Below are 23,921 nucleotides of genomic sequence, written 5' to 3' on the forward strand. Positions count from 1 at the left end.
ATGGCCCTGAGTCGAGCCGCGCGTCTGGCGCCGGTGGTGGACATGGCCGAGAAGGCCGAGAAAACCGCCGTGCAACGCCTGGGCTACTTTCAGGGGCAGGTGAAAGTGGCCGAGAGCAAACTCGCCGACCTCAACGCCTTCCGTCTGGATTACTCGCAGCAGTGGATCGTGCGCGGCAGCACCGGCGTGACCGGTCAATGGCTGCTGGGTTTTCAGGGCTTCCTGGCGCAACTCGACACCGCTGTCGATCAGCAGCGCCAGAGCCTGCAATGGCACCAGAACAACCTGGACAAGGCCCGTGACGCCTGGCAACAGGCATTCGCTCGGGTCGAAGGCCTGCGCAAACTTGTACAACGCTACCGCGACGAAGCCCAGCGCGCCGAAGACAAGCGCGAACAGAAGCTGCTGGACGAGTTGTCCCAGCGTTTGCCGCGGCACGAGGTGTTTTGACGAGCCGCAGCAATGTCACTAGGTAGCAGACCATGAATCAAGTATCTGAAACGGTGAACTCGAACGCTGATGATTGCCCCACGGGCATGGAATTACGCTGGACATTGAAATACGCGGTTACTTCTTGGCCCACAAGCTCCCAATCATCGACACTGTTGATTTTCGTGCCGACTTTACCCTTTTCAGCTCCACCGGGAGCGACTGTGGCGAGCTTTTCATAATGATTCCCCCCCTTGATATGCAGGACAAAAGTGACCTTGTCATTCAGTTGTGCAGGGTATTGCGCCATAAGGGCAGTGTTACCTCCTTCAAATTCATCTTTGCTGATGTTGGTTGGTGAGTGGGTGTTTTCCAGGTACGGTTTATCGAATGCTGTGGTGGGTGAGTTCATGATTCAAGGTTCTCCGGTGTCTGTGCAGCGTTTTTGCTGCCAATTCATTTAGGGCTATAGGAGGGCGTCGTCGCTACTGTCAGATCTGACAGTAGCGACGAGTGGAGTGCGGGGGAGGGAATCATGAATCATTTTCTTTTGTTGCCGTGTTCGGGTTGATGCTCTCCCCGTCCAGTGCTAAACCTTGTACAGGTTCGTCAATGACAAGGAAGCCAGTACATGTCAGTCGTTACAGAAGTGTCTGCGGATGGGCAAAAGTTGACGATTTCCGTCAAGGGCCGATTCGACTTCGGTCGCCATCAGGAATTTCGCGAGTCCTACGAGCGGCTCACTAAAAAGCCTGACTCCATCGTGGTGGATCTCAAGGATGCCACCTATCTCGACAGTTCGGCCCTGGGCATGTTGCTTCTGTTGCGTGATCACGCCGGCGGTGACGACTCGGATGTGCGGGTGGTCAACAGCAATTCGGATGTGCGCAAGATCCTCGCCATCTCCAACTTCGACAAATTGTTCGACATCAGTTGACGGCCATGCAGCCGCTAGAGCCGCTGACGATCCTGATCGCCGAAGACAGCGCCGCCGACCGGCTGTTGTTGTCGACCATCGTCCGTCGCCAGGGGCACGAGGTGCTGACGGCCACCCATGGTGAGGAGGCGGTGGAGGCATTTATCCGGCAAAAGCCGCATCTGGTATTGATGGACGCCATGATGCCGGTGATGGACGGGTTCGAAGCTGCACGGCAGATCAAGAAGCTGGCGGGTGAAAGCCTGGTGCCGATCATCTTCCTCACCTCGCTGACGGAAAGCGAAGCGCTGGCCCGTTGTCTTGAAGCCGGCGGTGACGACTTTCTGGCGAAGCCGTACAACCAGGTGATCCTCGCCGCCAAAATCAAGGCGATGGATCGCTTGCGACGTTTGCAGGCCACGGTTCTTCAACAGCGCGACCTGATCGCCAAACACCACGACTATCTGCTCAACGAGCAACGGGTCGCCAAGGCCGTGTTCGACAAGGTCGCGCATTCCGGTTGCCTGAGCGCACCGAACATCCGTTACCTGCAATCACCCTATGCGCTGTTCAACGGCGATCTGCTGTTGGCCGCGTACACCCCGGCCGGCGACATGCATGTGTTGCTCGGTGACTTCACCGGTCACGGTTTGCCGGCGGCGGTCGGCGCCATGCCGCTTGCCGAGGTGTTCTATGGCATGACGGCCAAGGGTTACGGTCTGGCCGAGACCCTGCGGGAAATGAACGCCAAGCTCAAGCGCATCCTGCCGGTGGACATGTTCTGCTGCGCGACGCTGTTGTGCCTGAGTTTTCAGCGGCGCTCGGTGGAGGTCTGGAACGGCGGCATGCCCGACGGCTATCTGCATTGCCTCGCCACGGGCGAGCGCACGCCGCTGGCAGCGCGTCACTTGCCGCTGGGGGTGCTCAGCCCGCAGACCTTCGATGACCGCACCGAGGTTCACCCGATGGCGGTGGGCGATCGGGTGTTCCTGCTCTCGGACGGGGTCATCGACACCTGCGATGCCAACGATCAGTTGTTCGGTGTCGAGCGCTTGCACAAGGTGTTCGCCGCCAATCGCCAGCCGGATCGGTTGTTCGAGGACATCGAGCAGGCGCTGCAGGACTTTCGCGGTGAGGCCCGGGACGATGTGAGCATGGTCGAGGTCAGCCTGCTGGAGGCCGAGCAGATCAATCCATCGGCGCCGGTGTATTCCGACAGCGGCCAGTCCTGTCCGCTGGACTGGTCAGTGAGCTTCGAATTTCGCGGTGCCACGCTCAAGCGCTTCAATCCGTTGCCTTACCTGTTGCAGTTGCTGCTGGAAGTGCATGGATTGCGGGCGCAGAGTGGCGCGTTGTACAGCGTGCTGGCCGAGCTTTATTCCAATGCGCTGGAGCATGGTGTACTGGGCCTGGACTCGAGCCTCAAGCGCGATGCCTCGGGTTTCGCCCATTATTACGAGCAGCGCAATGCGCGCCTCGAGGCCCTGCAGGACGGTTACGTGCGCGTGCATTTGCAGGTGCGGCCGGAAGGCGAGGGTGGTTGTCTGGTGGTGCGGGTCGAAGACAGCGGCCAGGGATTCGATGTCTCGCGCGTGATGGAGCGGCCGCTGGACGAAGTCCGTCTGTCAGGGCGCGGTGTCAGTCTGGTCCGGCAATTGGCCCGAAATGCCAGCTGGTCAGACGATGGTCGCAGTGCCCGCGTGGAGTTTTTCTGGGAGGCTCTGGCATAATCCGCGCATTCTTGATCAGGGAGTGAACAAGTGGCTGATACACATGTGGACCACGAGGCGCTGAGCGCGCTGCGGGAAGTGATGGAAGACAGCTATCCGGAACTGCTGGATACCTTTCTTGCCGATTCCGAAAATCGCCTGCGGGAGTTGCAGCAGACTGCCGATGCCGACGCATTGTCTTCCGTTGCGCACAGCTTCAAGGGCAGCAGCAGCAACATGGGCGCGACCCGTCTTGCCGTGCTGTGCCAGGAGCTGGAACAGCATGCCAAAGACAAAAGCCCTTCTGAAATCATCAAACTGGTCGCCGATATTCATAGCGAATTCGCCGATGTGCGGCCCGTATATGTCGCCGAGCGACAGCGCTCGCTGACGCACTGATCCTGCCGCCGGGCGGTTTTGTCGGATTTCTGACGAAAACTGGCCCGGCACTTGCAGTCATCTATCCCAACTGTACCTACGATCCCAGTGCAGCGGAGACCGTGCCATGCCTGCAAGCCCCAACATTCTTCTTCAGACCGCCGCCCAGGCCAAGGCGCAAGCTGCCTCGGCCAAATCATCGGCAGTGGCCGCAGAGCCCGGGGACAAGGCCTCCAGCTTCGCTCAGGTGTTCGCCGATCAAGGCCCGAACAAGCCCTCGGTGACCGTCGACAATTCGGTCAAGCCTGCCCGTGAAAAGGTTGCCGACAACAGCGGCAAGAAAGACCTCGGCAAGGATCAGTCTGCCGCCCCGACGCCGGCGGTTGCCGATAGCGGCAAAGCCTTGCCCGCCGACAAACCGGCGACGGCGACACCGGACGACAAGACCACGGCCGATGACGAAACGGCTGAAACAGCGCCGGCCCCCGTTGCCGAAACGGCGCCGGTGGACCCGGCACTGGTGGCGGCGGTGGAGCCCGTCGTCACGGCACCGGTGGTGGCCACGCCGGTCGTCGAGACAACTGCGCAACCGGAAACCGACAAACCTGCCGTGGCGGCATTGCCAGGAATGGTCAAGGATCCGGCGCCGGCCACTGACCCGGCCTTCGACCCCGAGGCGGATCCGCTGGATTCGCTTCCCGCCGTGCGCCTGGCCATGGAGCAGAGCGGTCACATTTCCGCTTCCAGCCAGTCCCAGCCCAAGGCCACCCCGGCCCAGGCGCAGGCCGACGGTGAGTTGACCTCGGCGCAGAATTTCGCTGCCGGCATGGCCAGCATGCTGGATGTGCAGGCGGACAAGGACAGCACCAGTCAGGGCGGTGAAAAAGCGTTCAGCGGTCTGATCGATGACGGCCTGAAAGACCTGAAGACCGCTACCAGCGACACCCGGGTGGATGATTTCGCCAACCGTCTGGCGGCGCTGACCCAGGCTGCCACACCGAAAACCGCCAATGCGGTGCCGGTGAACCAGCCGATCGCCATGCACCAGAACGGCTGGACCGAAGAAGTGGTCAACCGGGTCATGTACCTGTCGAGCAACAACCTGAAGGCCGCCGACATCCAGTTGCAGCCAGCCGAGCTTGGGCGTCTGGATATCCGGGTGAACATGGTGCCGGACCAGCAGACCCAGGTGACCTTCATGAGCGCGCATCCGAGCGTGCGTGAAGCCCTCGACGGTCAGATGCACCGCCTGCGCGACATGTTCAACCAGCAAGGCATGGGGCAGGTCGACGTCAACGTTTCCGACCAGAACCGTGGCTGGCAGGGTCAAGGCCAGGAACAGGCGCAGCAGGGGCAGAGTGGTCGCACCAGCGCTGCCGGCGGTCGCCTGGACTCGGCTGAAGAAGAGTTGACGCCGACTGCCGTGGCTGAAGCGGCGGCCACCGCCACTCACGTGATCGGCTCCAGCGCCGTCGACTACTACGCCTGATCAAATCAAAAGCCCCTCACCCTAGCCCTCTCCCGGAGGGAGAGGGAACTGATTGGGGGATGCTTGAGATGCTCGCTAACCTGATTGTTTGGGCTGAATCCAAGTCGACTCGGTGCCTCAGGTCGATATATCACGACAAGACAACTCGATCGGCTCCCTCTCCCTCCGGGAGAGGGCTGGGGTGAGGGTTGCTTTTGACTTCAGCGTTGTCTCCGCTACTACCTACACTTCTGGCATAACACTTGCTCTTGCCTTGCCGTGCGACTGTGAAAACCCGATTAGTGACGGATTATTGGCATGGCGAAGAGCGAAGCTGCAGCAGTAAAAGACCCCGCAACCAAAGGCAAACTCAAGCTGATCATCATGATCGTGCTGGGTCTGCTGCTGGCCATCGGTACGTCCGTGGGGGCGACGTGGTTCTTCATGCACAGTGCCCAGAGCAAGCCTGCGGCGGCCGCCGAAGCGGCCCCGGTCGGCAAGCAACCGGCGATTTTCGAGCCGATGGCGCCGGCCTTCGTGGCCAACTACAACCAGAACGGCCGTCAGCGCTACATGCAGGTGAGCATCACCATGCTGGCGCGCAATCAGGCGGATCTGGAAGCGCTCAAAGTGCACATGCCGGTGATCCGCAACAACCTGGTGATGCTCTTCTCCGGTCAGGATTTCGCCACGCTGGCGACCCCGGTCGGTCAGGAGATGTTGCGCCAGAAGGCCACAGCCAGCGTCCAGGAAGTGGCGCAGAAAGAGCTGGGCAAAGTGGTGATCGAACAGTTGCTTTTCACTAATTTCGTACTGCAGTAGGAACACGACATGGCCGTGCAGGATCTGCTGTCCCAGGATGAAATCGACGCGCTGTTGCATGGCGTCGACGATGGTCTGGTACAGACCGATAACGCTGCCGAACCCGGCAGTGTCAAAAGCTACGACCTGACCAGCCAGGATCGCATCGTCCGTGGACGCATGCCGACTCTGGAAATGATCAACGAGCGTTTTGCCCGCTACACCCGCATCAGCATGTTCAACATGCTGCGCCGCTCGGCGGACGTTGCCGTCGGTGGCGTACAGGTGATGAAGTTCGGCGAATACGTGCACTCGCTGTACGTGCCGACCAGCCTCAACCTGGTCAAGATCAAACCCCTGCGCGGCACCGCGCTGTTCATCCTCGACGCCAAACTGGTGTTCAAACTGGTGGACAACTTCTTCGGCGGCGACGGCCGTCACGCCAAGATCGAAGGGCGCGAATTCACCCCGACCGAACTGCGCGTGGTGCGCATGGTGCTGGAGCAGGCGTTCGTCGACTTGAAGGAAGCCTGGCAGGCGATCATGGAAGTCAACTTCGAGTACATCAACTCGGAAGTGAACCCGGCCATGGCCAACATCGTCGGCCCGAGCGAAGCGATCGTGGTTTCCACGTTCCACATCGAACTCGACGGCGGTGGCGGCGATCTGCACGTGACCATGCCGTACTCGATGATCGAGCCGGTGCGCGAAATGCTCGACGCCGGTTTCCAGTCGGACCTCGACGACCAGGACGAACGCTGGGTCAATGCCCTGCGCCAGGATGTGCTCGACGTCGATGTGCCGATCGGTGCCACCGTGGCTCGCCGCCAGTTGAAGCTGCGCGACATCCTGCACATGCAGCCGGGTGACGTGATTCCGGTCGAGATGCCGGAAGACATGATCATGCGCGCCAACGGTGTGCCGGCCTTCAAGGTCAAGATGGGCTCGCACAAAGGCAACCTTGCGTTGCAGGTGATCGAGCCGATCGAGCGCCGCTGAAGCGGCGCCCTCACTCCCTGATTCTTTTACCGGTTTTTTTGCCCGCCGAGGACAAATGATGAACGACGATATGAACACCCAGGACGATCAGGCACTGGCCGATGAATGGGCTGCCGCCCTGGAAGAAACCGGTGAAGCCGGGCAGGCCGACATCGACGCGCTGCTGGCCGCCGATGCAGGCGCTTCGAGCTCCAACCGTCTGCCGATGGAAGAGTTCGGCAGCGTGCCGAAGAACAACGATCCAGTGACCCTCGACGGTCCGAACTTGGACGTGATCCTCGACATTCCGGTGTCGATCTCGATGGAAGTGGGCAGCACTGACATCAACATCCGTAACCTGCTGCAACTCAATCAGGGTTCGGTGATCGAGCTCGATCGTCTGGCCGGCGAGCCGCTGGACGTGCTGGTCAACGGCACCCTGATCGCTCACGGTGAAGTGGTTGTGGTCAACGAAAAGTTCGGCATCCGTCTGACTGACGTGATCAGCCCGAGCGAACGCATCAAGAAGCTGCGCTGAGTGAAAAAGCTTCTGGGGGCCTTGTTCGGTCTGGCGCTGGCGTTGCCGTTCAGCGTGCTGGCGGCCGAGCCGGTGGCGGCAACTGCGGCCGCTGCTGCACCGGCCGTTAACAGCGGCGTGGCGGGGCAGCTGACGCAGCTGGTGCTGGGGCTGTTGCTGGTGCTGGGGTTGATCTTCTTCCTCGCCTGGCTGTTGCGCCGGGTGCAGCAGGCAGGTCCCGCCGGCAAGGGCCAGGTGATCGAGTTGATCGGTTCCCGCGCGCTCGGGCCGCGTGACCGTCTGATGCTGGTGCAGGTCGGTAACGAGCAGATTCTGCTGGGTCTCAGCACCGGAACCATCACTGCGTTGCACGTGCTCAAAGAGCCGGTCGAGGTGCCGAGCACCGCCGACAAAGCGACTCCGGAATTTGCCCAGCATCTGTTGAAGATCCTCGGCAAGGATCAGAAGGATAAGAAGTAATGGGTGCGTTGCGCATCGTCTTGACCCTGGCCTTGATGTTGGCCGCGCCGCTGGCATTCGCCGCCGATCCGTTGTCGATCCCGGCGATCACCCTGGGCACCAACGCCGAGGGCGCGCAGGAGTACTCGGTCAGCCTGCAGATCCTGCTGATCATGACGGCGCTGAGCTTCATTCCGGCCGCCGTCATCCTGATGACCAGTTTCACCCGGATCATCATCGTCTTCTCGATCCTGCGTCAGGCCCTGGGCCTGCAGCAGACGCCGTCGAACCAGATCCTCACCGGCATGGCGCTGTTCCTGACGTTGTTCATCATGGCGCCCGTGTTCGATCGCGTGAACAACGATGCCTTGCAGCCGTACCTCGCGGAAAAACTGACGGCCCAGCAGGCAGTGGAAAAGGCTCAGGTGCCGATCAAGGACTTCATGCTCGCCCAGACCCGCTCCAGCGACCTGGAGCTGTTCATGCGCCTGTCCAAGCGCACCGACATCGCGACGCCGGATCAGGCGCCGCTGACGATTCTGGTGCCGGCCTTCGTGACGTCTGAACTGAAGACCGCGTTCCAGATCGGCTTCATGATCTTTATCCCGTTCCTGATCATTGACCTGGTGGTCGCGAGCGTGCTGATGGCGATGGGTATGATGATGCTGTCGCCGCTGATCATTTCCCTGCCGTTCAAAATCATGCTGTTCGTGCTGGTGGATGGCTGGGCGCTGATCATCGGCACCCTGGCCAGCAGTTTCGGAGGTGTATCGCCATGACGCCAGAAGTAGCGGTCGACATCTTTCGCGAGGCCCTGTGGCTGACCACCATGATGGTGGCGATCCTGGTGGTGCCGAGTCTGTTGGTGGGCCTGCTGGTGTCGATGTTCCAGGCCGCCACCCAGATCAACGAACAGACCCTGAGCTTCCTGCCGCGTCTGCTGGTGATGCTGGTAACGCTGATCGTCGCCGGCCCGTGGCTGGTGCAGACGTTCATGGAATACATCACCCAGTTGTACAAAAACATTCCGATGGTCATCGGCTAAGCCATGCAATCGCTGCTTCAGCTGACCGATACCCAGATCAGTACCTGGGTGGCGACGTTCATGCTGCCGCTGTTTCGCGTCGCCTCGATGTTGATGGTGATGCCGGTCTTCGGAACCACGCTGGTGCCCCGGCGGATCCGTCTGTACTTCGCTTTTGCGATCACCGTGGTGATCACGCCCAACCTGCCGCCGATGCCGGCGGTCAGCCCTCTGGACCTCAGCGGTCTGCTGCTGATTGCCGAGCAGATTCTGGTCGGTGCAGTGCTGGGTTTCTCTCTGCAATTGTTCTTTCAGGCCTTCGTGGTGGCGGGGCAGATCGTCGCGATCCAGATGGGCATGGGCTTCGCGTCGATGATTGACCCTACCAACGGCGTGTCGGTGGCGGTGATCGGGCAGTTCTTCACGATGCTGGTGACGTTGCTGTTCCTGTCGATGAACGGGCACCTGGTGGTGTTCGAAGTGCTCACCGAAAGCTTCACCACGCTGCCGGTCGGCGGCGGGCTGATGACCACCCATTACTGGGAGCTGGCCGGCAAACTCGGCTGGGTGCTGGGCGCCGCGTTGTTGCTGGTGCTGCCGGCGGTCACCGCGCTGCTGGTGGTCAACATCGCCTTTGGCGTGATGACCCGCGCCGCACCGCAGCTCAACATTTTTTCTATCGGCTTTCCGCTGACCCTCGTACTCGGCCTGTTCATCGTCTGGGTCGGGCTGGCGGACATTCTTAATCAGTATCAACCGCTGGCCACCGAGGCCCTGCAGTTTTTACGCGAACTGGCACAGGCGCGCTGAGTCATGGCTGAGAGCGAAAGCGGTCAGGACAAAACAGAAGACCCCACGGAGAAGCGCAAAAAGGACTCCCGGGAAAAGGGTGAGATTGCGCGTTCCAAGGAGCTCAACACCCTGGCGATCATGCTCGCCGGCTCTGCCGCGCTGCTGATTTTTGGCGGGATGCTGGCGCAGGATTTGATGGACCTGATGCGCCAGAATTTCACGCTGTCGCGGGAAGTGATCATGGACGAACGCTCCATGGCGACGTTCCTGATGAGTTCCGGATTGCAGGCATTGCTGGCGATTCAGCCGATCATGATCACCCTGTTGCTGGCCGCTTTCCTCGGGCCGATCGCGCTGGGCGGCTGGCTGTTCGCCGCCGGTTCGCTGGCCCCCAAGTTCAGCCGGATGAACCCGGCCGCGGGCCTCAAGCGGATGTTCTCGATGAAGGCCGTGGTTGAGCTGCTCAAGGCGCTGGCCAAGTTTCTCATCACCTTGGGCGTGGCGCTGGTGGTGCTCAATGCGGACATCGACGACCTGCTGCGCATCGCTCACGAGCCGCTGGACCGGGCGATCATTCACAGCTTGCAACTGGTGGGCTGGAGCTCGCTGTGGCTGGCGTGCGGATTGATCATCATCGCCGCCGTCGACGTGCCCGTGCAGATCTGGGAGAGCATCAAGAAGCTCAAGATGACCAAGCAGGAAGTGCGCGACGAGCACAAGGACCAGGAAGGGCGGCCGGAGGTCAAACAGCGCATTCGCCAGGTTCAGCGCGAGATGTCGCAGCGCCGGATGATGGCGGCGATCCCGGATGCCGACGTGGTCATCACCAACCCGACCCACTACGCCGTGGCGCTCAAGTACGACGCCGAGAAGGGCGGGGCGCCGATGCTGCTGGCCAAGGGCAGCGATTTCCTGGCGTTGAAGATCCGTGAAATCGCCGTGGCCAATAACGTCATGCTTCTCGAATCGCCAGCGCTGGCGCGTTCGATCTACTACTCCACGGAGCTGGAAGAAGAAATCCCCGGTGGCCTGTACCTGGCGGTCGCTCAGGTCCTGGCCTACGTCTATCAGATCCGCCAGCACCGCGCGGGCAAGGGCAAGTTCCCGGAACCGCTCAAGGACGATTTGCCGATTCCGCCGGATCTGCGGCGCGATTCCTGATGGTGATCAAGCAAAAAAAAACCGCCATCCGGTTGAATCCGGTGGCGGTTTTTTTATGCCCGATGACCTGTGTTGCCTGTGAGGCCGCCTTCGCGAGCAGGCTCGCTCCCACAGGGGGAGACGCATTCCAAATGTGGGAGCGAGCCTGCTCGCGAAGGCGTCAGCGGCCACGGCACATCTCTCAAGCCGTTACGCGGAAGTCTGCGACTGCGGTATTTCCAGATTATCGAGCACCCGACTCACTGCCAGCTCACCGAGCATGATCAGTTGCGCAATCCCCACCAGCGTCCTGCGCTGCGAGGCGGGCATGAGGTGGGTGAAGTCATTGACGATGGTTCTGGCTGAAGCCAGGGTTTCGCAGGCATCGGCCAGCAGTTCTTCGTTTTTGAAGTCCGCGGTGACGGCGTACATTCTGCGGGCCTTGCGCGGTGGTGGCGTGGAGCCGGGCGGGCAGAGATAGTGATCGAGGGCGCGGTCGGCGGCTTCGTGAAGCTTTCTGGAATCGAGGGATTCGTAGGGCGAGGCGGGATCGGTTTCGGGTGGGTTGGGTGTGGGTTTGATCATGGTGAAGCTCCTATAAAGTGGAGCCGCCCGGAACTGTCGCTAAACAGTAAGGTGGCGGCTGTACGCAGGTTAGCGAACCGGTTATAGGCACCCGGCAGACCCGAGGGTCTCCCGCATACAGCCACCATAGCGGAGTTGCAGACATTGAATCTGCGACAAGGCATGGAGCGCTCGTGCACCTATTTATGATTCGAGTCGCTAAACCCGATCGCTGATTCGTCAGCGACCGATCCACAATAGAACCCGACCCCAAGGCGCACAAGCCGGCGGATTCTGGCGTAGCTGTAGGCAATGGCGCAAGAATTCGTAGCCTCGAAGGCGTGTCTGGAGGTGTCTTTTAAACGCCGGAGTTTGAAAGACGTCTTGTGCTGACTTCTCGGGACTCTTCGCGAGCAAGTCGAATCGTCGCACCGTCGCTCCCACATTTGGAATGCATTCCTCTATGGGAGCGAGCTTGCTCACGAAGACACCATCCTGGCCAGCAGGAAACCCACGCTCAAGTCCCTCTGTTCCAGTCATTGGTAAATAAATACGTCCCCTTTTTTCTTCCCTTAAATAAACACGTCCACTTTTTTACTTTTTTGCCTATTTTATTTTAGTCTATTTTGAAAGAGGTTATAAGAAAGCCGTTATCCCCACTTTCTGGCGTTGCATCAATATTGAAGTGAGATACGTGTTGGCCTGTAGGTGCTATATATTCGAAAGTTTTTGGGGTGTGGCTGGAGGGATAAGGAAGATATCTTGTTGCTATGTTGTTACCGTTGAGGTCAAAAAAAGTGATTATGTTCGGTCTGGCGCTATCTATAATCTCTAGATTTATTCTTGTGGCAAGGCCCTTCCAACTAAATTCTATTAGCGAATGGCTTGGTATAAGCAGGGCTCTCACGATATTTTGATGAAACTCTATTGCCGTCGGATATATTCCGTTTCTTAATACCTTTATAGTTAAGCCGCTCGCAAGTGTTACGAGCGTGTTTAGATGGAACTGCTGGTTTGGGGTGTTTTTAAAGTCTTCATATATTGAAATGAAGTTTTTTATTATGTAAGAACGTTGCGGAAAGGTCACTGCTTTAGTTTTATCGGTGGAACTGTCCAGGTTGACCGCAAAGTTAGTCTTTAGCGGACTTTCATTCTTGAGTTCTTTGAGCCATTCACCTTGCGCCTCCACCGACAATCCATCCGCCGAATCATTAGGTTCTCCAGATCTGACGGGCTTGGTGACGGGATCGCCATTCTTGTTAATACCTTCATACCAGACCCAGATCGGTTGTCTTGGTTCGAACAACAGCCATTTTTGCGCAAGAATCCGGGCGTCTGCCGTGAGGTCTTTAATAAAGAGCTCAGGGGTCGTGTTGTTTGCGATATTCGGTGTCGGAAATCGTGGATCTCCATTCGCGATCTTCAGCAAAGTCACCTTGGTCGCATCTGATTCACCCGCTTCTCCACCATCGCGATTCAAATCCCAGCGCAAGTCGATCACCTTGCCATGTCGCGCCGCCAGAAACGCCGGGCTCAACACCGTATCCACCGGCTTGTTGTTGAACTCCACCAACGGAAATGGTGGCGAGCCTGCTGGTGGATCGACCTCCACCAGCCTTGCCCGGTCGCCGTCCCGCGCCTGTAGGTGCTCGATGCGTACCGTCACTCCATTTGGATAGGCCAACACATCGATAGGGTTGACGGCCGGAGCCACCAGAAACGGCGGTAGCAAATCCTCCGGAGTCGATCCTGTTACGGTGCCGGTCGCCGGTTTGGAATTGCCCACCAGATCGCCGTTCGGCTCGCGCAGTTCGTAAGTCACGATGACGTTGCTACCGGCAAAGATCTTGTTGTTCGGCACTTCAAGGATGCAGGGTTTTTTCTGCCCGAACGGATCCGCTTCTACTTTGCCGCTGACGGTAACCACCACATCAGCGGGTTGCCCCGTATTTTTCGCTGTGTACGTCGCGATGACTTCATAGCCCGCGACAAAGCGCTGGTCGATCGTCAGGACCACCAGCAGCAATGGCTTGCCCGCCAGTTTCACCAGATCGATTTCCTCGGCGTCGTCGCCGGGATAATCCTCCATCCGCTCCAGCAGGATCACCATTGGCAGACGCGTACCATCCAGGTCCTCATCCACCGTCTGCACCGACGACCACGGTGCATCGGTGTCCGGGCCGTTGCCGAGCTGATCGGTGACGGTGTAGGAGAAATGCAGCTTTTTATCCAGCCGTTTCGCCTCGTCCAGAAAGGCGCGGGTGATGGTGAAGCAAATGGTAATGGGGATTTCGTCACCGGGATTCGGTGGTTGCGGCGCCTGATTCGGATTGACCCTGGGCTTGGGCTCCAGCAGTTCGCCATTGCACTTGAGGGTGATGAGGTCATACGCCCGGCAATATGGATAGGCCACGCACACCTCGGCGCTGACGAAATCCGGGCCGACGCCGTTCTTGATCTCATCGGGCAGTAGCAATTTGAGTTCAGAGTGGCCACCGGGGTCGGTCAGGCGATCCTTCAGGCCGGGGCGAATCCGGTTGTAGAGCATTTCGAGCGGGGGCGTGGACGTCCCTAAATTGCTGCTGCCGCGCCTGATCGTGTAGTACAGCTTGTTGACCCGGTCCGGATGTAGTCGCCCCTTGGGAATACGCAGCGTGGTGCGTGCGTTCGGATCGACAATGGTTTCGCTGTCCAGTGTTGCCGGTTCCCCCTCAAGCCAAAGCTCCATGACGTCTCCGGGATCCATGGTGCCCGTCGACGGCGGATCGACGAGAACGACTGCACCTTCACCATCGGTGACCAGATCATAGGCGACCAAGGGCACTCCGATATGTGCACCTTCCACAGGCGTGGTCTGGCCATTGACGATTGGCGGATAGAGAACGAAAACGGTGTCGTCCGGTGGGGTTGAAGTGGTCACGGATGAGGCTCCTGCGCGGTGGGAACGGGCAGGAGCTATCAGAGCGCTAAACGATGAATTTCGCACCTGTCAGATCTGACAGGTGACGGCGGTTTTGCGACGAGTGGTCGTGTACTGTATGAAAAAACCGCCGTCCCGGTTGATTCGCAACGGCGGTTCTTTTTGTCTGGAAAGATGTGTTGCCTGTAAGTCAGCCGTCTTGAGCAAGCTCACTCCCACAGGAGGGCAACAGTGGCGACGCGTTAATTCGGCAATTACAGATTATCCAGCGCCCGATTTACTGCTGAGATAAATAAATGCCTCCCTATCGAGGTCGTTACTCCCCGTGAAGTAGGAAGTTAATCTGACGATTGTCAGGGGCGCTGTTGGCCCTGGTATCCCAGCTATTCGGCGCCGTTTAGTCGACCCCTAATACAACCATAACTTGTCTAAGCAATGTTGAAGGAGGGAGATAGATTTCTGTGAATCTATTGTTACTGAACCGCGTTGCGAAGTGACCTTCCGGGGCGTGACCCCAAATGGGTCCCCACGAGTCAGTCATTGGTTGAGGTATATGTGTTTCCAACAATTTGTCCAACACCGTTTGACCCCAGTACTGCGGCTGTGGTTGGGTGTTTTTCCATGCGAAGGCAGTCTCGAAATCATACGATCCGGCGGGTGAGACAACGAGCTGAAAGATACCGGAGCAGGTAACCTCATATTCGACCTTTTCACCGGCGCTATCCGTAACGGTTATCGTCGTTGTATTTGGCAAGGTGCAGTTTGATCTTGTTATTGGGCCCTCAGTGGTGGCGACTCGTGTATTTTGAGGTGTATAAGTGTAAGGAGGAACACCACCTGTGGCCTCTCTTTTCGCAAAGGTACCCGGGGCATCCTTGCCATTTGTTACCCAGCCTGCATAGCGCATAGCTGTCCCTGTCAGGGACATGGGGGATTGATCGATCGATAGTCGGTGATTCACTTTGAAAGTAAAGGGCGGGGCCGACACCGGGTTGTCGCCATACAGCGCTTTGGCAGTGAAACTGTGCTCGGCAGCGGTCAGCGCGGAAACGAGCAGCGTCCAGATGCCCGTTACTGGGTTGGCGGTCGGCTGCCCTTTGGAGGTGGTGCCATCCATCACATCGACTTTCTGTCCTTTGGCAGCGACACCGCTCAGCGTTACGGCAGTTTCGACGGTGGTACCGCCGTTGGGAATATCAGCGCCACTCGGTGAGCCTTTTGCCGAAGTGATTTCCGGTTGCAGATCAATCGGGGCCGCATCGGTCACCGTGGCGATCGCTATGTTGGAACTCCCCACCAGATCGTCATTGGACCTGCGCAGTTCGTAAGTCACGGTAACGTTACTGCCCGCAAAAACCTTGTCGTTAGCCACTTCAATAAACAAGGTTTTCTTGGAACCAAAAGGATCCGCTTCAACTTTGCCGGGGACAGTCACCACTACGTCGGCGGGCTGGCCTGTGTTTTTAGCGGTGTAGGTTGCGAGCACTTCATCGCCCGCCACAAAGCGGTTGTCTGCCGTCAGAACCACCACCAATAACGGATTTCCGGCCAGTTTTTCCAGATCAATGATGCTCGCGTCATCACCGGGATAGTCCTCTTTACGTTCAAGCAGAATTGGCATTGGAAGTAAGACGCCATCCAGATCCTCATCCACACTCTGCACCGGCGACCACGGTGCATCGGTGTCCGGGCCGTTGCCGAGCTGGTCGGTGACGGTGTAGGAAAAATGCAGCTTTTTATCCAGCCGTTTCGCCTCGTCCAGAAAGGCGCGGGTAATGGTGAAACAAATGGTAATGGGGATTTCGTCACCGGGATTCGGCGGTTGCGGCGCCTGATTCGGATTGACCCTGGGCTTGGGCTCCAGCAGCTCGCCGTTGCACTTGAGGGTGATGAGGTCATACGCCCGGCAATATGGATAGGCCACGCACACCTCGGCGCTGACGAAATCCGGGCCGACGCCGTTCTTGATCTCATCGGGCAGTAGCAATTTGAGTTCGGAGTGGCCACCGGGATCGGTCAGGCGATCCTTCAGGCCGGGGCGGATGCGGTTATAGAGTATTTCGAGCGGGGGCGTGGACGTCCCTAAATTGCTGCTTCCACGCCTGATCGTGTAGTACAGCTTGTTGACCCGGTCCGGATGTAGTCGACCCTTGGGAATACGCAGCGTGGTGCGTGCGTTCGGATCGACAATGGTTTCGCTGTCCAGTGCTGCCGGTTCCCCCTCAAGCCAAAGCTCCATGACGTCTCCGGGATCCATGGTGCCCGTCGACGGCGGATCGACGAGAACGACTGCACCTTCACCATCGGTGACCAGATCATAGGCGACTAAGGGCACGCCGATATGTGCACCTTCCACGGGCGTGGTCTGGCCATTGACGATAGGCGGATAGAGAACGAAAACGGTGTCGTCCGGTGGGGTTGAAGTGGTCACGGTTGAGGCTCCTGGGCGGTGGGAACGGGCAGGAGCTATCAGAGCGCTAAACGATGAATTTCGCACCTGTCAGATCTGACAGGTGACGGCGGTTTTGCGACGAGTGGTCGTGTACTGTATGAAAAAACCGCCGTCCCGGTTGATTCGCAACGGCGGTTCTTTTTGTCTGGAAAGAGGTGTTGCCTGTAAGTCAGCCTTCGTGAGCAAGCTCAGTCCCACAGGAGGGCAACAGTGGCGACGCGTTAATTCGGCAATTCCAGATTATCGAGCACCCGATTCACTGCCAGCTCCCCGAGCATGATCAGTTGCCCAATCCCCACCAGCGTCCTGCGCTGCGAGGCGGGCATGAGATGGGTGAAGTCATTGACGATGGTTCTGGCTGAAGCCAGGGTTTCGCAGGCATCGGCCAGCAGTTCCTCGTTTTTGAAGTCCGCGGTGACGGCGTACATTCTGCGGGCCTTGCGCGGTGGGGGCGTGGAGCCGGGCGGGCAGAGATAGTGATCGAGGGCGCGGTCGGCGGCTTCGTGAAGCTTTCTGGAATCGGCGGATTCTGGCGTAGCCGTAGCCGTAGCCGTAGCCGTAGCCGTAGGCAATGGCGCAAGGGCTCGTAGCCAGTAAGGCGTGCCTGGAGGTGTCTTTTAAACGCAAGAGTTTAAAAGACGCTTTGTGCCGTCGGTCTGAAAGTTTCCACGACCTGTTAGTTATGACAGTAGACGGCTGTCATTACCTGTCGCCTCATAAACCCGGAGGTCACGCCGTTTCCTGCTCGCGCTCTGCGAGCACGGTGGGTGATGGCTCATTCACTTTAAATCGGGGATAAAACATGACAACGCGCACTTACCGAAAACTGCCGGGCATGGAGATGGAGTTCGTTTCAGGGAGGCTGGAAAGGGATGCCGGAGAGAGGGCCATTTTCTATGAGGTGACGTTCAGCCTGAAGCTGGACTTTCTCAACTTTCTGGTCATGGCTAATCAGTACATTCCTGGTTATCTGGATACGCCGATAAATGCGATCCGCCCGGAGCTCGCCGGGTTTGCGTATCACTACTCCTACAATTACTTCTTTGGTGCGGCCGGTAATATCAGCGATAACCCGTCGTTGTTCGCTCTATTCACCGACCCTGGTTATTACATGGACCAGTGGGCGAGTGATGGCGGGCCCGTAGAGCGACGTTATGGAAAACCCTCGTTCACGGTGGTCGGCAACCAATTGCGCATCACGACGCGGCAATATTTTCGGCTGGATGCGGGCGCGCCTCCGATCGAAATCAGCGACCTGCCATTCATACGTTTCGAATGGGCCTTGAATCTGATGGAAGGTAATGAGAAGTCCACTAATGTCGCGCCTGTCACCAGGGCGGTACTGATGTATACGGAGGAGGACGTTGTCGATGTCGGCGGTCACAACGTGTTCAGGGGCGCGCGCTATCTGGATAATGCGGCCCTCTCTTTCGGTCCGATCACTTCGGCGCACATTCTGGTAGCCGGTTGACTATCGGGATTTCTTCTCAGTGAACATCGCTGAACAGGGGCGGGCGCACGACGTGCGTGCCGCCCCTTTGTGCATTCATCACCCCCTCTGTTTCACGCTTTGGCAAAAGTTGGAAGGCTTCTTGCAGTAGCCGCCGTGCGCCTGCTTCGGGCGTCAAAAGTTTGCTTTAAAGGAACGGGGAAAACCGGTGGATCGCTCTCAGTTATTCAACACTGCTCGCTCGAATGTTGCCGACCTCAGTCGAGGCAATCTGGGTGTGCCGCTGTTGCTGCTGGTCATGCTGGCGATGATGATGTTGCCGGTGCCGCCGTTCCTGCTCGACGTGTTCTTCACCTTCAACATTGCCCTGTCGATCGTCGTGCTGCTGGTCTGCGTGTACGCCTTGCGGCCGCTGGATTTTGCGGTGTTTCCGACGATCCTGCTGGTAGCGACGCTGTTGCGACTGGCACTGAACGTGGCGTCGACGCGGGTGGTGATGCTCCACGGTCAGGACGGCCACGCCGCTGCCGGTAAGGTGATCCAGGCCTTCGGTGAGGTGGTGATCGGCGGCAACTACGTGGTCGGTATCGTGGTTTTCGCGATCTTGATGATCATCAACTTCGTCGTGGTGACCAAGGGTGCCGGGCGGATTTCCGAGGTGAGCGCGCGTTTCACCCTCGATGCGATGCCCGGCAAGCAAATGGCGATCGACGCCGACCTCAACGCCGGTCTGATCGATCAGGCGCAGGCCAAGGCCCGTCGTCAGGAAGTGGCCCAGGAGGCCGAGTTCTACGGTTCGATGGACGGTGCCAGCAAGTTCGTGCGCGGTGACGCCATCGCCGGCCTGCTGATTCTGTTCATCAACCTCATCGGCGGCATGGCCGTCGGTATCTTCCAGCACAACATGACTTTCGCCGACGCGGGCAAGGTTTACGCCTTGCTGACCATCGGTGACGGTTTAGTGGCGCAATTGCCATCACTGTTGTTATCTACAGCGGCGGCGATCATGGTGACCCGTGCTTCCGGCTCGGAAGACATGGGCAAGCAGATCAATCGCCAGATGTTCGCCTCGCCCAAAGCGCTGGCGGTGGCGGCCGGTCTGATGGCGGTCATGGGCCTGGTGCCGGGCATGCCGCACTTCTCGTTCCTGACCATGGCTGCACTGGCTGCCGGTGGCGCTTACCTGTTCTGGAAGAAGCAGAACGTGGCCAAGGTCATCGCGCTGGAAGAGGTAAAGCGTCAACAGGAACTGCTGCCGTCGCCGGCCCGCGCCATGGAAACCAAGGAGCTGGGCTGGGACGACGTGACTCCGATCGACATGATCGGCCTGGAAGTCGGCTACCGCCTGATTCCGTTGGTGGACCGCAATCAGGGCGGGCAATTGCTGGCGCGGATCAAGGGTGTGCGCAAGAAGCTTTCGCAGGATCTGGGCTTCCTGATGCCGACCGTGCACATCCGCGACAACCTCGACCTGGCGCCGAGCGCCTATCGCCTGACCCTGATGGGCGTGATCCTGGCCGAAGCCGAGATCTACCCGGATCGCGAACTGGCGATCAACCCGGGACAGGTCTACGGCTCGCTCAACGGCATTACCGCCAAAGATCCGGCTTTCGGCCTGGAGGCGGTGTGGATCGAAGTCAGCCAGCGCGCCCAGGCGCAATCGCTCGGTTACACCGTGGTCGATGCCAGCACCGTGGTTGCGACCCACTTGAACCAGATTCTGTACAAGCACTCCAGCGAGCTGATCGGCCACGAAGAAGTGCAGCAATTGATGCAATTGCTGGCCAAGAGCTCGCCGAAACTGGCTGAAGAGCTGGTGCCGGGCGTGGTTACGCTGTCGCAGTTGCTCAAGGTGCTGCAGGCGTTGCTGGCCGAACACGTGCCGGTGCGCGATATCCGCAGCATTGCCGAAGCCATCGCCAACAATGCCGCCAAGAGTCAAGATACCGCCGCTTTGGTGGCCGCTGTGCGGGTCGGCGTATCCCGCGCCATCGTCCAAAGCATTGTAGGGACTGAGTCGGAGCTGCCAGTTATCACGCTGGAGCCAAGGTTGGAACAAATATTGCTCAATAGTCTGCAGAAGGCAGGACAAGGCTCGGAAGAGGGCGTTCTGCTGGAGCCGAGCATGGCCGAGAAGCTGCAGCGTTCGCTGATCGAAGCGGCGCAGCGCCAGGAAATGCAAGGTCAGCCGGTGATCCTGTTGGTAGCAGGCCCGGTTCGCGCGATGCTCTCGCGCTTTGGTCGCCTGGCAGTTCCCGGACTGCATGTGCTGGCCTACCAGGAAATTCCGGACAACAAGCAAGTGACCATCGTTGCGACAGTAGGGCCCAACGGCTGAGGTAGTGGTTTATGCAAGTTAAGCGTTTTTTCGCCGCCGATATGCGTCAGGCCATGAAGCTGGTTCGTGATGAGCTGGGCGCTGATGCCGCCATCATTGGCAACCGCCGCATCGCCGGCGGCGTCGAGCTGACGGCGGCGCTCGATTACAAACTGTCGGCGCTGGCCCCGCGCGTTCCGAACATGGAACTCGAGGATGAGCTGCGCAAGACCCAGTCGCGCATCGTTACCGCCCAGGCCGAGCTGAGCCTGCGTGGCGAAGCCGACGGCAACACCAATCGCCAGTTGTTCGCCGGGCTGCCGTTGACGGCCGGCCTGCCGCTGACCGCTGCCGAGCCGCTGACTGAACCCACTTACGAGGCGCCGGCCCGCCCAGCCCCGGCGCCTGCACCGGCCGCCGCTGGCGTCGACCCGCGTGCACTGGACTCGATGCGCTTCGAGCTCAACAGCCTGCGCGAACTGATGGAAGTGCAACTCGGCACCCTGGCCTGGAACCAGCTGCAAGGCAGCCGTCCGGCCCAGGCCAATCTGTACCGTCGTCTGCAACGCATCGGTTTGTCCGGCCCGCTGTCCCGGGATCTGCTGTCGATGATCACCGAGATCGACGAGCCTCGTCAGGCCTGGCGCATGCTGCTGGCGCACCTGGCGCGGATGATTGCCGTACCGGAAGTCGAGCCGCTGGAAGAGGGTGGGGTGATTGCCATGGTCGGCCCGGCCGGCATGGGCAAGACCACCACCCTGGCCAAGCTGGCCGCCCGCTACGTGCTCAAGTACGGCGCGCAGAACATCGCGCTGGTGAGCATGGACAGTTTCCGTATCGGCGCGCAGGAGCAGCTCAAGACGCTGGGCCGCATCCTCAATGTGTCGGTGACCCACGTCGATCCGGGCCAGTCCCTGGTGCAGGCGCTGGATCCACTGCTGCGCAAACGCGTGGTGCTGATCGATACCGCCGGCCTGCAAGCCAGCGATCCGGCCCTGCGCATGCAGCTGGAAAGTCTGGCCGGTCGTGGCATTCGGTCGAAAAATTATCTGGTGCTGGCAACCACCAGCCAGAAACAGGTTCTAACCGCCGCGTATCACAGTTACAAGCGTTGCGGGCTCGCCGGCTGCATCCTGACTAAACTGGATGAGACGGCCAGCCTTGGCGAAGTGCTGAGCCTGGCGATCAGTCACGAACTGCCGGTCGCCTACCTGACCGATGGGCCGCGTATTCCGGATGATCTGCATCTGCCGCGCCGTCATCAACTGGTCAGCCGCGCCGTCAGTGTGCAAATGCAGGAAGAACCCAGCGAAGAAGCCATGGCTGACATGTTCGCTGATATCTACCACAGTCCGACCAAGCAGGTTGGCTGAGGTAATGAACCGTTTTTGTACCTACATCGATGGTCTGCCATGCATTGTTCCGGTTGTGAACGCGCAGCCAGTAATGTGGCCTCCGTCTATGCAAGACAAGGTAAAGAAATAACATGGGCAGCATGCATCCCGTACAGGTGATCGCGGTGACCGGCGGCAAAGGTGGCGTCGGCAAGACTAATGTGTCAGTGAACTTGTCCCTGGCGCTGGCAGAGCTTGGCCGTCGGGTCATGCTGCTGGACGCCGACCTGGGGCTGGCGAACGTCGACGTTCTGCTGGGCCTCACCCCCAAACGCACCCTGGCCGACGTGATCGAAGGCCGCTGCGAGCTGCGCGACGTGCTGTTGCAAGGCCCCGGCGGGATCCGCATCGTGCCGGCCGCTTCCGGCACCCAGAGCATGGTTCACCTGAGCCCGGCCCAGCATGCCGGCCTGATCCAGGCGTTCAGCGACATCGGCGACAACCTCGACGTGCTGGTGATCGATACCGCTGCGGGTATTGGTGACTCGGTAGTCAGTTTCGTGCGCGCTGCGCAAGAAGTGTTGCTGGTGGTCTGCGACGAGCCGACCTCGATCACCGACGCTTACGCGCTGATCAAACTGCTCAACCGCGACTACGGCATGAACCGCTTCCGCGTCCTGGCCAACATGGCCCAGAGCCCGCAGGAAGGTCGCAATCTGTTCGCCAAGTTGACCAAGGTCACGGATCGCTTCCTCGACGTCGCTCTACAATACGTCGGCGCGGTGCCTTACGACGAAAGCGTGCGCAAGGCGGTGCAGAAGCAGCGTGCGGTCTATGAAGCCTTCCCGCGTTCCAAGTGCGCGCTGGCGTTCAAGGCGATCGCACAGAAGGTCGACACCTGGCCGCTGCCCGCCAACCCGCGCGGCCACCTCGAATTTTTCGTCGAGCGCCTCGTGCAGCAAACGGCAGGACCTGTGCTATGACCGCCAGCGGTATGAATTTCTACAAGAAGTCGGCGCGTGACGCGCAGTACGAGCTGATCGAGCGTTACGCGCCACTGGTCAAACGCATCGCCTACCACTTGCTGGCGCGATTGCCGGCCAGTGTGCAGGTCGAAGACCTGATCCAGGCCGGGATGATCGGCCTGCTCGAAGTCTCGACCAAGTACGACGCCAGCAAGGGCGCCAGTTTTGAAACGTACGCGGGCATCCGGATCCGCGGTGCGATGCTCGATGAAGTCCGAAAAGGGGACTGGGCGCCACGCTCGGTTCACCGCAACACCCGTATGGTCAGCGACGCAATTCGCTCGATTGAAGCTAAAACCGGCCGCGACGCTAAAGATCACGAAGTTGCGGCCGAACTCCAATTGAGTCTCGACGATTACTACGGGATTTTGAACGACACCCTGGGCAGCCGGCTGTTCAGTTTCGACGACCTGTTGCAGGACGGCGAACACGAAGGGCTGCACGAGGATGGCGCCAGTGCTCATCTGGAGCCGTCGCGCGATCTGGAAGACGAACGTTTCCAGGCCGCGCTGGCGGACGCGATTGCCAATTTGCCGGAGCGTGAGCGACTGGTGTTGGCGCTGTACTACGACGAAGAGCTGAACCTCAAGGAGATCGGTGAAGTCCTTGGCGTCAGTGAATCGCGGGTCAGCCAGTTACACAGCCAGTGCGCGGCCCGCTTGCGGGGGCGTTTGGGGGAGTGGCGAGCGCGCTGAAGGCAGTGTGGGGACACTGCGAACGAGGCTGGTGCGGTGGTGAACGGCACCGGTCTCGATCTGTTGTGCTCCAGACAGTCATCGAGTGTTTTGCCGGATTGATTGAAATGGCGCGTCCAGGTGCTGGGCGCGTTTAAGACTGCTTGGAGGTCGAATTGAACAAAGACATGAAAATCCTCATCGTTGATGACTTCTCAACGATGCGGCGGATCATCAAGAACCTGTTGCGTGATCTGGGGTTCACCAACACCGTTGAAGCCGACGATGGCACCACTGCCATTCCGGTACTCAACAGCGGCAGCATCGACTTTCTGGTGACCGACTGGAACATGCCCGGCATGACCGGTATCGACCTGCTGCGCCACGTGCGTGCCGATGAAAAGCTCAAGCACCTGCCGGTGCTGATGGTGACCGCCGAAGCCAAGCGCGAGCAGATCATCGAAGCGGCCCAGGCCGGCGTGAACGGCTATGTGGTCAAACCTTTCACGGCCCAGGCGTTGAAAGAAAAAATCGAGAAGATTTTCGAACGCATCGGCTGATGAACGCGCGGGGG

At 59.3% G+C, this 23,921-nt stretch carries 24 protein-coding genes; 19 read left to right on the plus strand and 5 right to left on the minus strand.

All coding sequences use genetic code 11. The features are described from left to right. The gene (fliJ, locus tag PDR5_RS07830; RefSeq protein ID WP_039765596.1) at window positions 1-450 is read left to right on the plus strand and encodes a flagellar export protein FliJ; all 450 of its coding nucleotides are present in this window, start codon (window positions 1-3) and stop codon (window positions 448-450) included. 37 nt (window positions 451-487) lie between these two features. On the opposite strand, the gene PDR5_RS07835 is transcribed toward fliJ, so the two are convergent. Beyond that, complete coding sequence (locus PDR5_RS07835) at window positions 488-841, minus strand: hypothetical protein (protein ID WP_064594366.1); 354 nt, start codon at window positions 839-841, stop codon at window positions 488-490. Window positions 842-1,060: 219 nt separating this feature from the next. On the opposite strand from PDR5_RS07835, the gene PDR5_RS07840 reads away from it, so the two are divergent. From PDR5_RS07840 to flhB, 12 genes are all read left to right on the plus strand, one after another. Beyond that, complete coding sequence (locus tag PDR5_RS07840) at window positions 1,061-1,366, plus strand: STAS domain-containing protein (RefSeq protein WP_039765597.1); 306 nt, start codon at window positions 1,061-1,063, stop codon at window positions 1,364-1,366. Window positions 1,367-1,371: 5 nt separating this feature from the next. Next, the gene (locus PDR5_RS07845) at window positions 1,372-3,075 is read left to right on the plus strand and encodes an ATP-binding SpoIIE family protein phosphatase (protein ID WP_064594369.1); all 1,704 of its coding nucleotides are present in this window, start codon (window positions 1,372-1,374) and stop codon (window positions 3,073-3,075) included. A 30-nt stretch (window positions 3,076-3,105) separates the two neighbouring features. Next, window positions 3,106-3,453: an Hpt domain-containing protein gene (locus tag PDR5_RS07850; RefSeq protein WP_007951942.1), complete on the plus strand. Its 348-nt coding sequence runs from the start codon at window positions 3,106-3,108 to the stop codon at window positions 3,451-3,453. Between the two features lie 106 nt (window positions 3,454-3,559). Further along, a complete protein-coding gene (locus PDR5_RS07855) occupies window positions 3,560-4,921 on the plus strand; it encodes a flagellar hook-length control protein FliK (protein ID WP_064594372.1) in 1,362 nt (453 codons plus the stop codon). 297 nt (window positions 4,922-5,218) lie between these two features. Then, the gene (gene fliL / locus PDR5_RS07860) at window positions 5,219-5,722 is read left to right on the plus strand and encodes a flagellar basal body-associated protein FliL (RefSeq protein ID WP_064594377.1); all 504 of its coding nucleotides are present in this window, start codon (window positions 5,219-5,221) and stop codon (window positions 5,720-5,722) included. 9 nt (window positions 5,723-5,731) lie between these two features. Then, a complete protein-coding gene (gene fliM, locus PDR5_RS07865; RefSeq protein ID WP_003222890.1) occupies window positions 5,732-6,700 on the plus strand; it encodes a flagellar motor switch protein FliM in 969 nt (322 codons plus the stop codon). Window positions 6,701-6,758: 58 nt separating this feature from the next. Continuing rightward, entirely contained in the window at window positions 6,759-7,217 is a 459-nt protein-coding gene (gene fliN / locus PDR5_RS07870; protein WP_007951948.1) for a flagellar motor switch protein FliN, read from the plus strand. Then, the gene (gene fliO, locus PDR5_RS07875; RefSeq protein ID WP_064594379.1) at window positions 7,218-7,676 is read left to right on the plus strand and encodes a flagellar biosynthetic protein FliO; all 459 of its coding nucleotides are present in this window, start codon (window positions 7,218-7,220) and stop codon (window positions 7,674-7,676) included. Next, window positions 7,676-8,434 (plus strand): flagellar type III secretion system pore protein FliP, encoded by a 759-nt coding sequence (fliP, locus tag PDR5_RS07880; protein ID WP_007951950.1) that lies wholly within the window; start codon window positions 7,676-7,678, stop codon window positions 8,432-8,434. Before fliO ends, fliP begins: the two co-directional genes overlap by 1 nt. Continuing rightward, on the plus strand, window positions 8,431-8,700 hold the full coding sequence (fliQ, locus tag PDR5_RS07885) for a flagellar biosynthesis protein FliQ (protein ID WP_007951951.1): 270 nt from the start codon (window positions 8,431-8,433) through the stop codon (window positions 8,698-8,700). The genes fliP and fliQ overlap by 4 nt, the downstream gene beginning before the upstream one ends. A gap of 3 nt (window positions 8,701-8,703) precedes the next feature. Beyond that, complete coding sequence (gene fliR, locus PDR5_RS07890; protein WP_039765607.1) at window positions 8,704-9,489, plus strand: flagellar biosynthetic protein FliR; 786 nt, start codon at window positions 8,704-8,706, stop codon at window positions 9,487-9,489. Between the two features lie 3 nt (window positions 9,490-9,492). After that, complete coding sequence (gene flhB / locus PDR5_RS07895; RefSeq protein WP_064594382.1) at window positions 9,493-10,632, plus strand: flagellar biosynthesis protein FlhB; 1,140 nt, start codon at window positions 9,493-9,495, stop codon at window positions 10,630-10,632. A gap of 189 nt (window positions 10,633-10,821) precedes the next feature. On the opposite strand, the gene PDR5_RS07900 is transcribed toward flhB, so the two are convergent. The 4 genes from PDR5_RS07900 to PDR5_RS07915 all read right to left on the minus strand — a co-directional run bounded on the left by PDR5_RS07900 (window position 10,822) and on the right by PDR5_RS07915 (window position 17,119). Beyond that, window positions 10,822-11,196: a DUF6124 family protein gene (locus PDR5_RS07900; protein ID WP_064594393.1), complete on the minus strand. Its 375-nt coding sequence runs from the start codon at window positions 11,194-11,196 to the stop codon at window positions 10,822-10,824. Window positions 11,197-11,791: 595 nt separating this feature from the next. Continuing rightward, window positions 11,792-14,095, minus strand: coding sequence for a hypothetical protein (locus tag PDR5_RS07905; RefSeq protein ID WP_064594395.1), 2,304 nt, complete (start codon window positions 14,093-14,095; stop codon window positions 11,792-11,794). 397 nt (window positions 14,096-14,492) lie between these two features. Then, a complete protein-coding gene (locus tag PDR5_RS29820; protein ID WP_064594397.1) occupies window positions 14,493-16,526 on the minus strand; it encodes an Ig-like domain repeat protein in 2,034 nt (677 codons plus the stop codon). Window positions 16,527-16,768: 242 nt separating this feature from the next. Continuing rightward, the gene (locus PDR5_RS07915; RefSeq protein ID WP_064594400.1) at window positions 16,769-17,119 is read right to left on the minus strand and encodes a DUF6124 family protein; all 351 of its coding nucleotides are present in this window, start codon (window positions 17,117-17,119) and stop codon (window positions 16,769-16,771) included. Window positions 17,120-17,349: 230 nt separating this feature from the next. Here PDR5_RS07915 and PDR5_RS07920 point away from each other — a divergent pair, with 230 nt between their 5' ends. From PDR5_RS07920 to PDR5_RS07945, 6 genes are all read left to right on the plus strand, one after another. Continuing rightward, window positions 17,350-18,018, plus strand: coding sequence for a hypothetical protein (locus PDR5_RS07920; protein ID WP_064594403.1), 669 nt, complete (start codon window positions 17,350-17,352; stop codon window positions 18,016-18,018). A gap of 187 nt (window positions 18,019-18,205) precedes the next feature. Beyond that, window positions 18,206-20,335: a flagellar biosynthesis protein FlhA gene (gene flhA, locus PDR5_RS07925; protein ID WP_064378626.1), complete on the plus strand. Its 2,130-nt coding sequence runs from the start codon at window positions 18,206-18,208 to the stop codon at window positions 20,333-20,335. 11 nt (window positions 20,336-20,346) lie between these two features. Beyond that, on the plus strand, window positions 20,347-21,687 hold the full coding sequence (gene flhF / locus PDR5_RS07930; RefSeq protein WP_064594406.1) for a flagellar biosynthesis protein FlhF: 1,341 nt from the start codon (window positions 20,347-20,349) through the stop codon (window positions 21,685-21,687). Window positions 21,688-21,800: 113 nt separating this feature from the next. After that, complete coding sequence (gene fleN / locus PDR5_RS07935; RefSeq protein WP_003222917.1) at window positions 21,801-22,631, plus strand: flagellar synthesis regulator FleN; 831 nt, start codon at window positions 21,801-21,803, stop codon at window positions 22,629-22,631. Further along, on the plus strand, window positions 22,628-23,368 hold the full coding sequence (fliA, locus tag PDR5_RS07940; protein WP_011333070.1) for an RNA polymerase sigma factor FliA: 741 nt from the start codon (window positions 22,628-22,630) through the stop codon (window positions 23,366-23,368). The genes fleN and fliA overlap by 4 nt, the downstream gene beginning before the upstream one ends. Before the next feature lie 167 nt (window positions 23,369-23,535). Then, window positions 23,536-23,907, plus strand: coding sequence for a chemotaxis response regulator CheY (locus tag PDR5_RS07945; RefSeq protein ID WP_003183998.1), 372 nt, complete (start codon window positions 23,536-23,538; stop codon window positions 23,905-23,907). Window positions 23,908-23,921: the final 14 nt, after the last annotated feature.

This window comes from Pseudomonas sp. DR 5-09 (assembly GCF_001655595.1).
GTDB classification, from domain to species: domain Bacteria; phylum Pseudomonadota; class Gammaproteobacteria; order Pseudomonadales; family Pseudomonadaceae; genus Aquipseudomonas; species Aquipseudomonas pharyngis.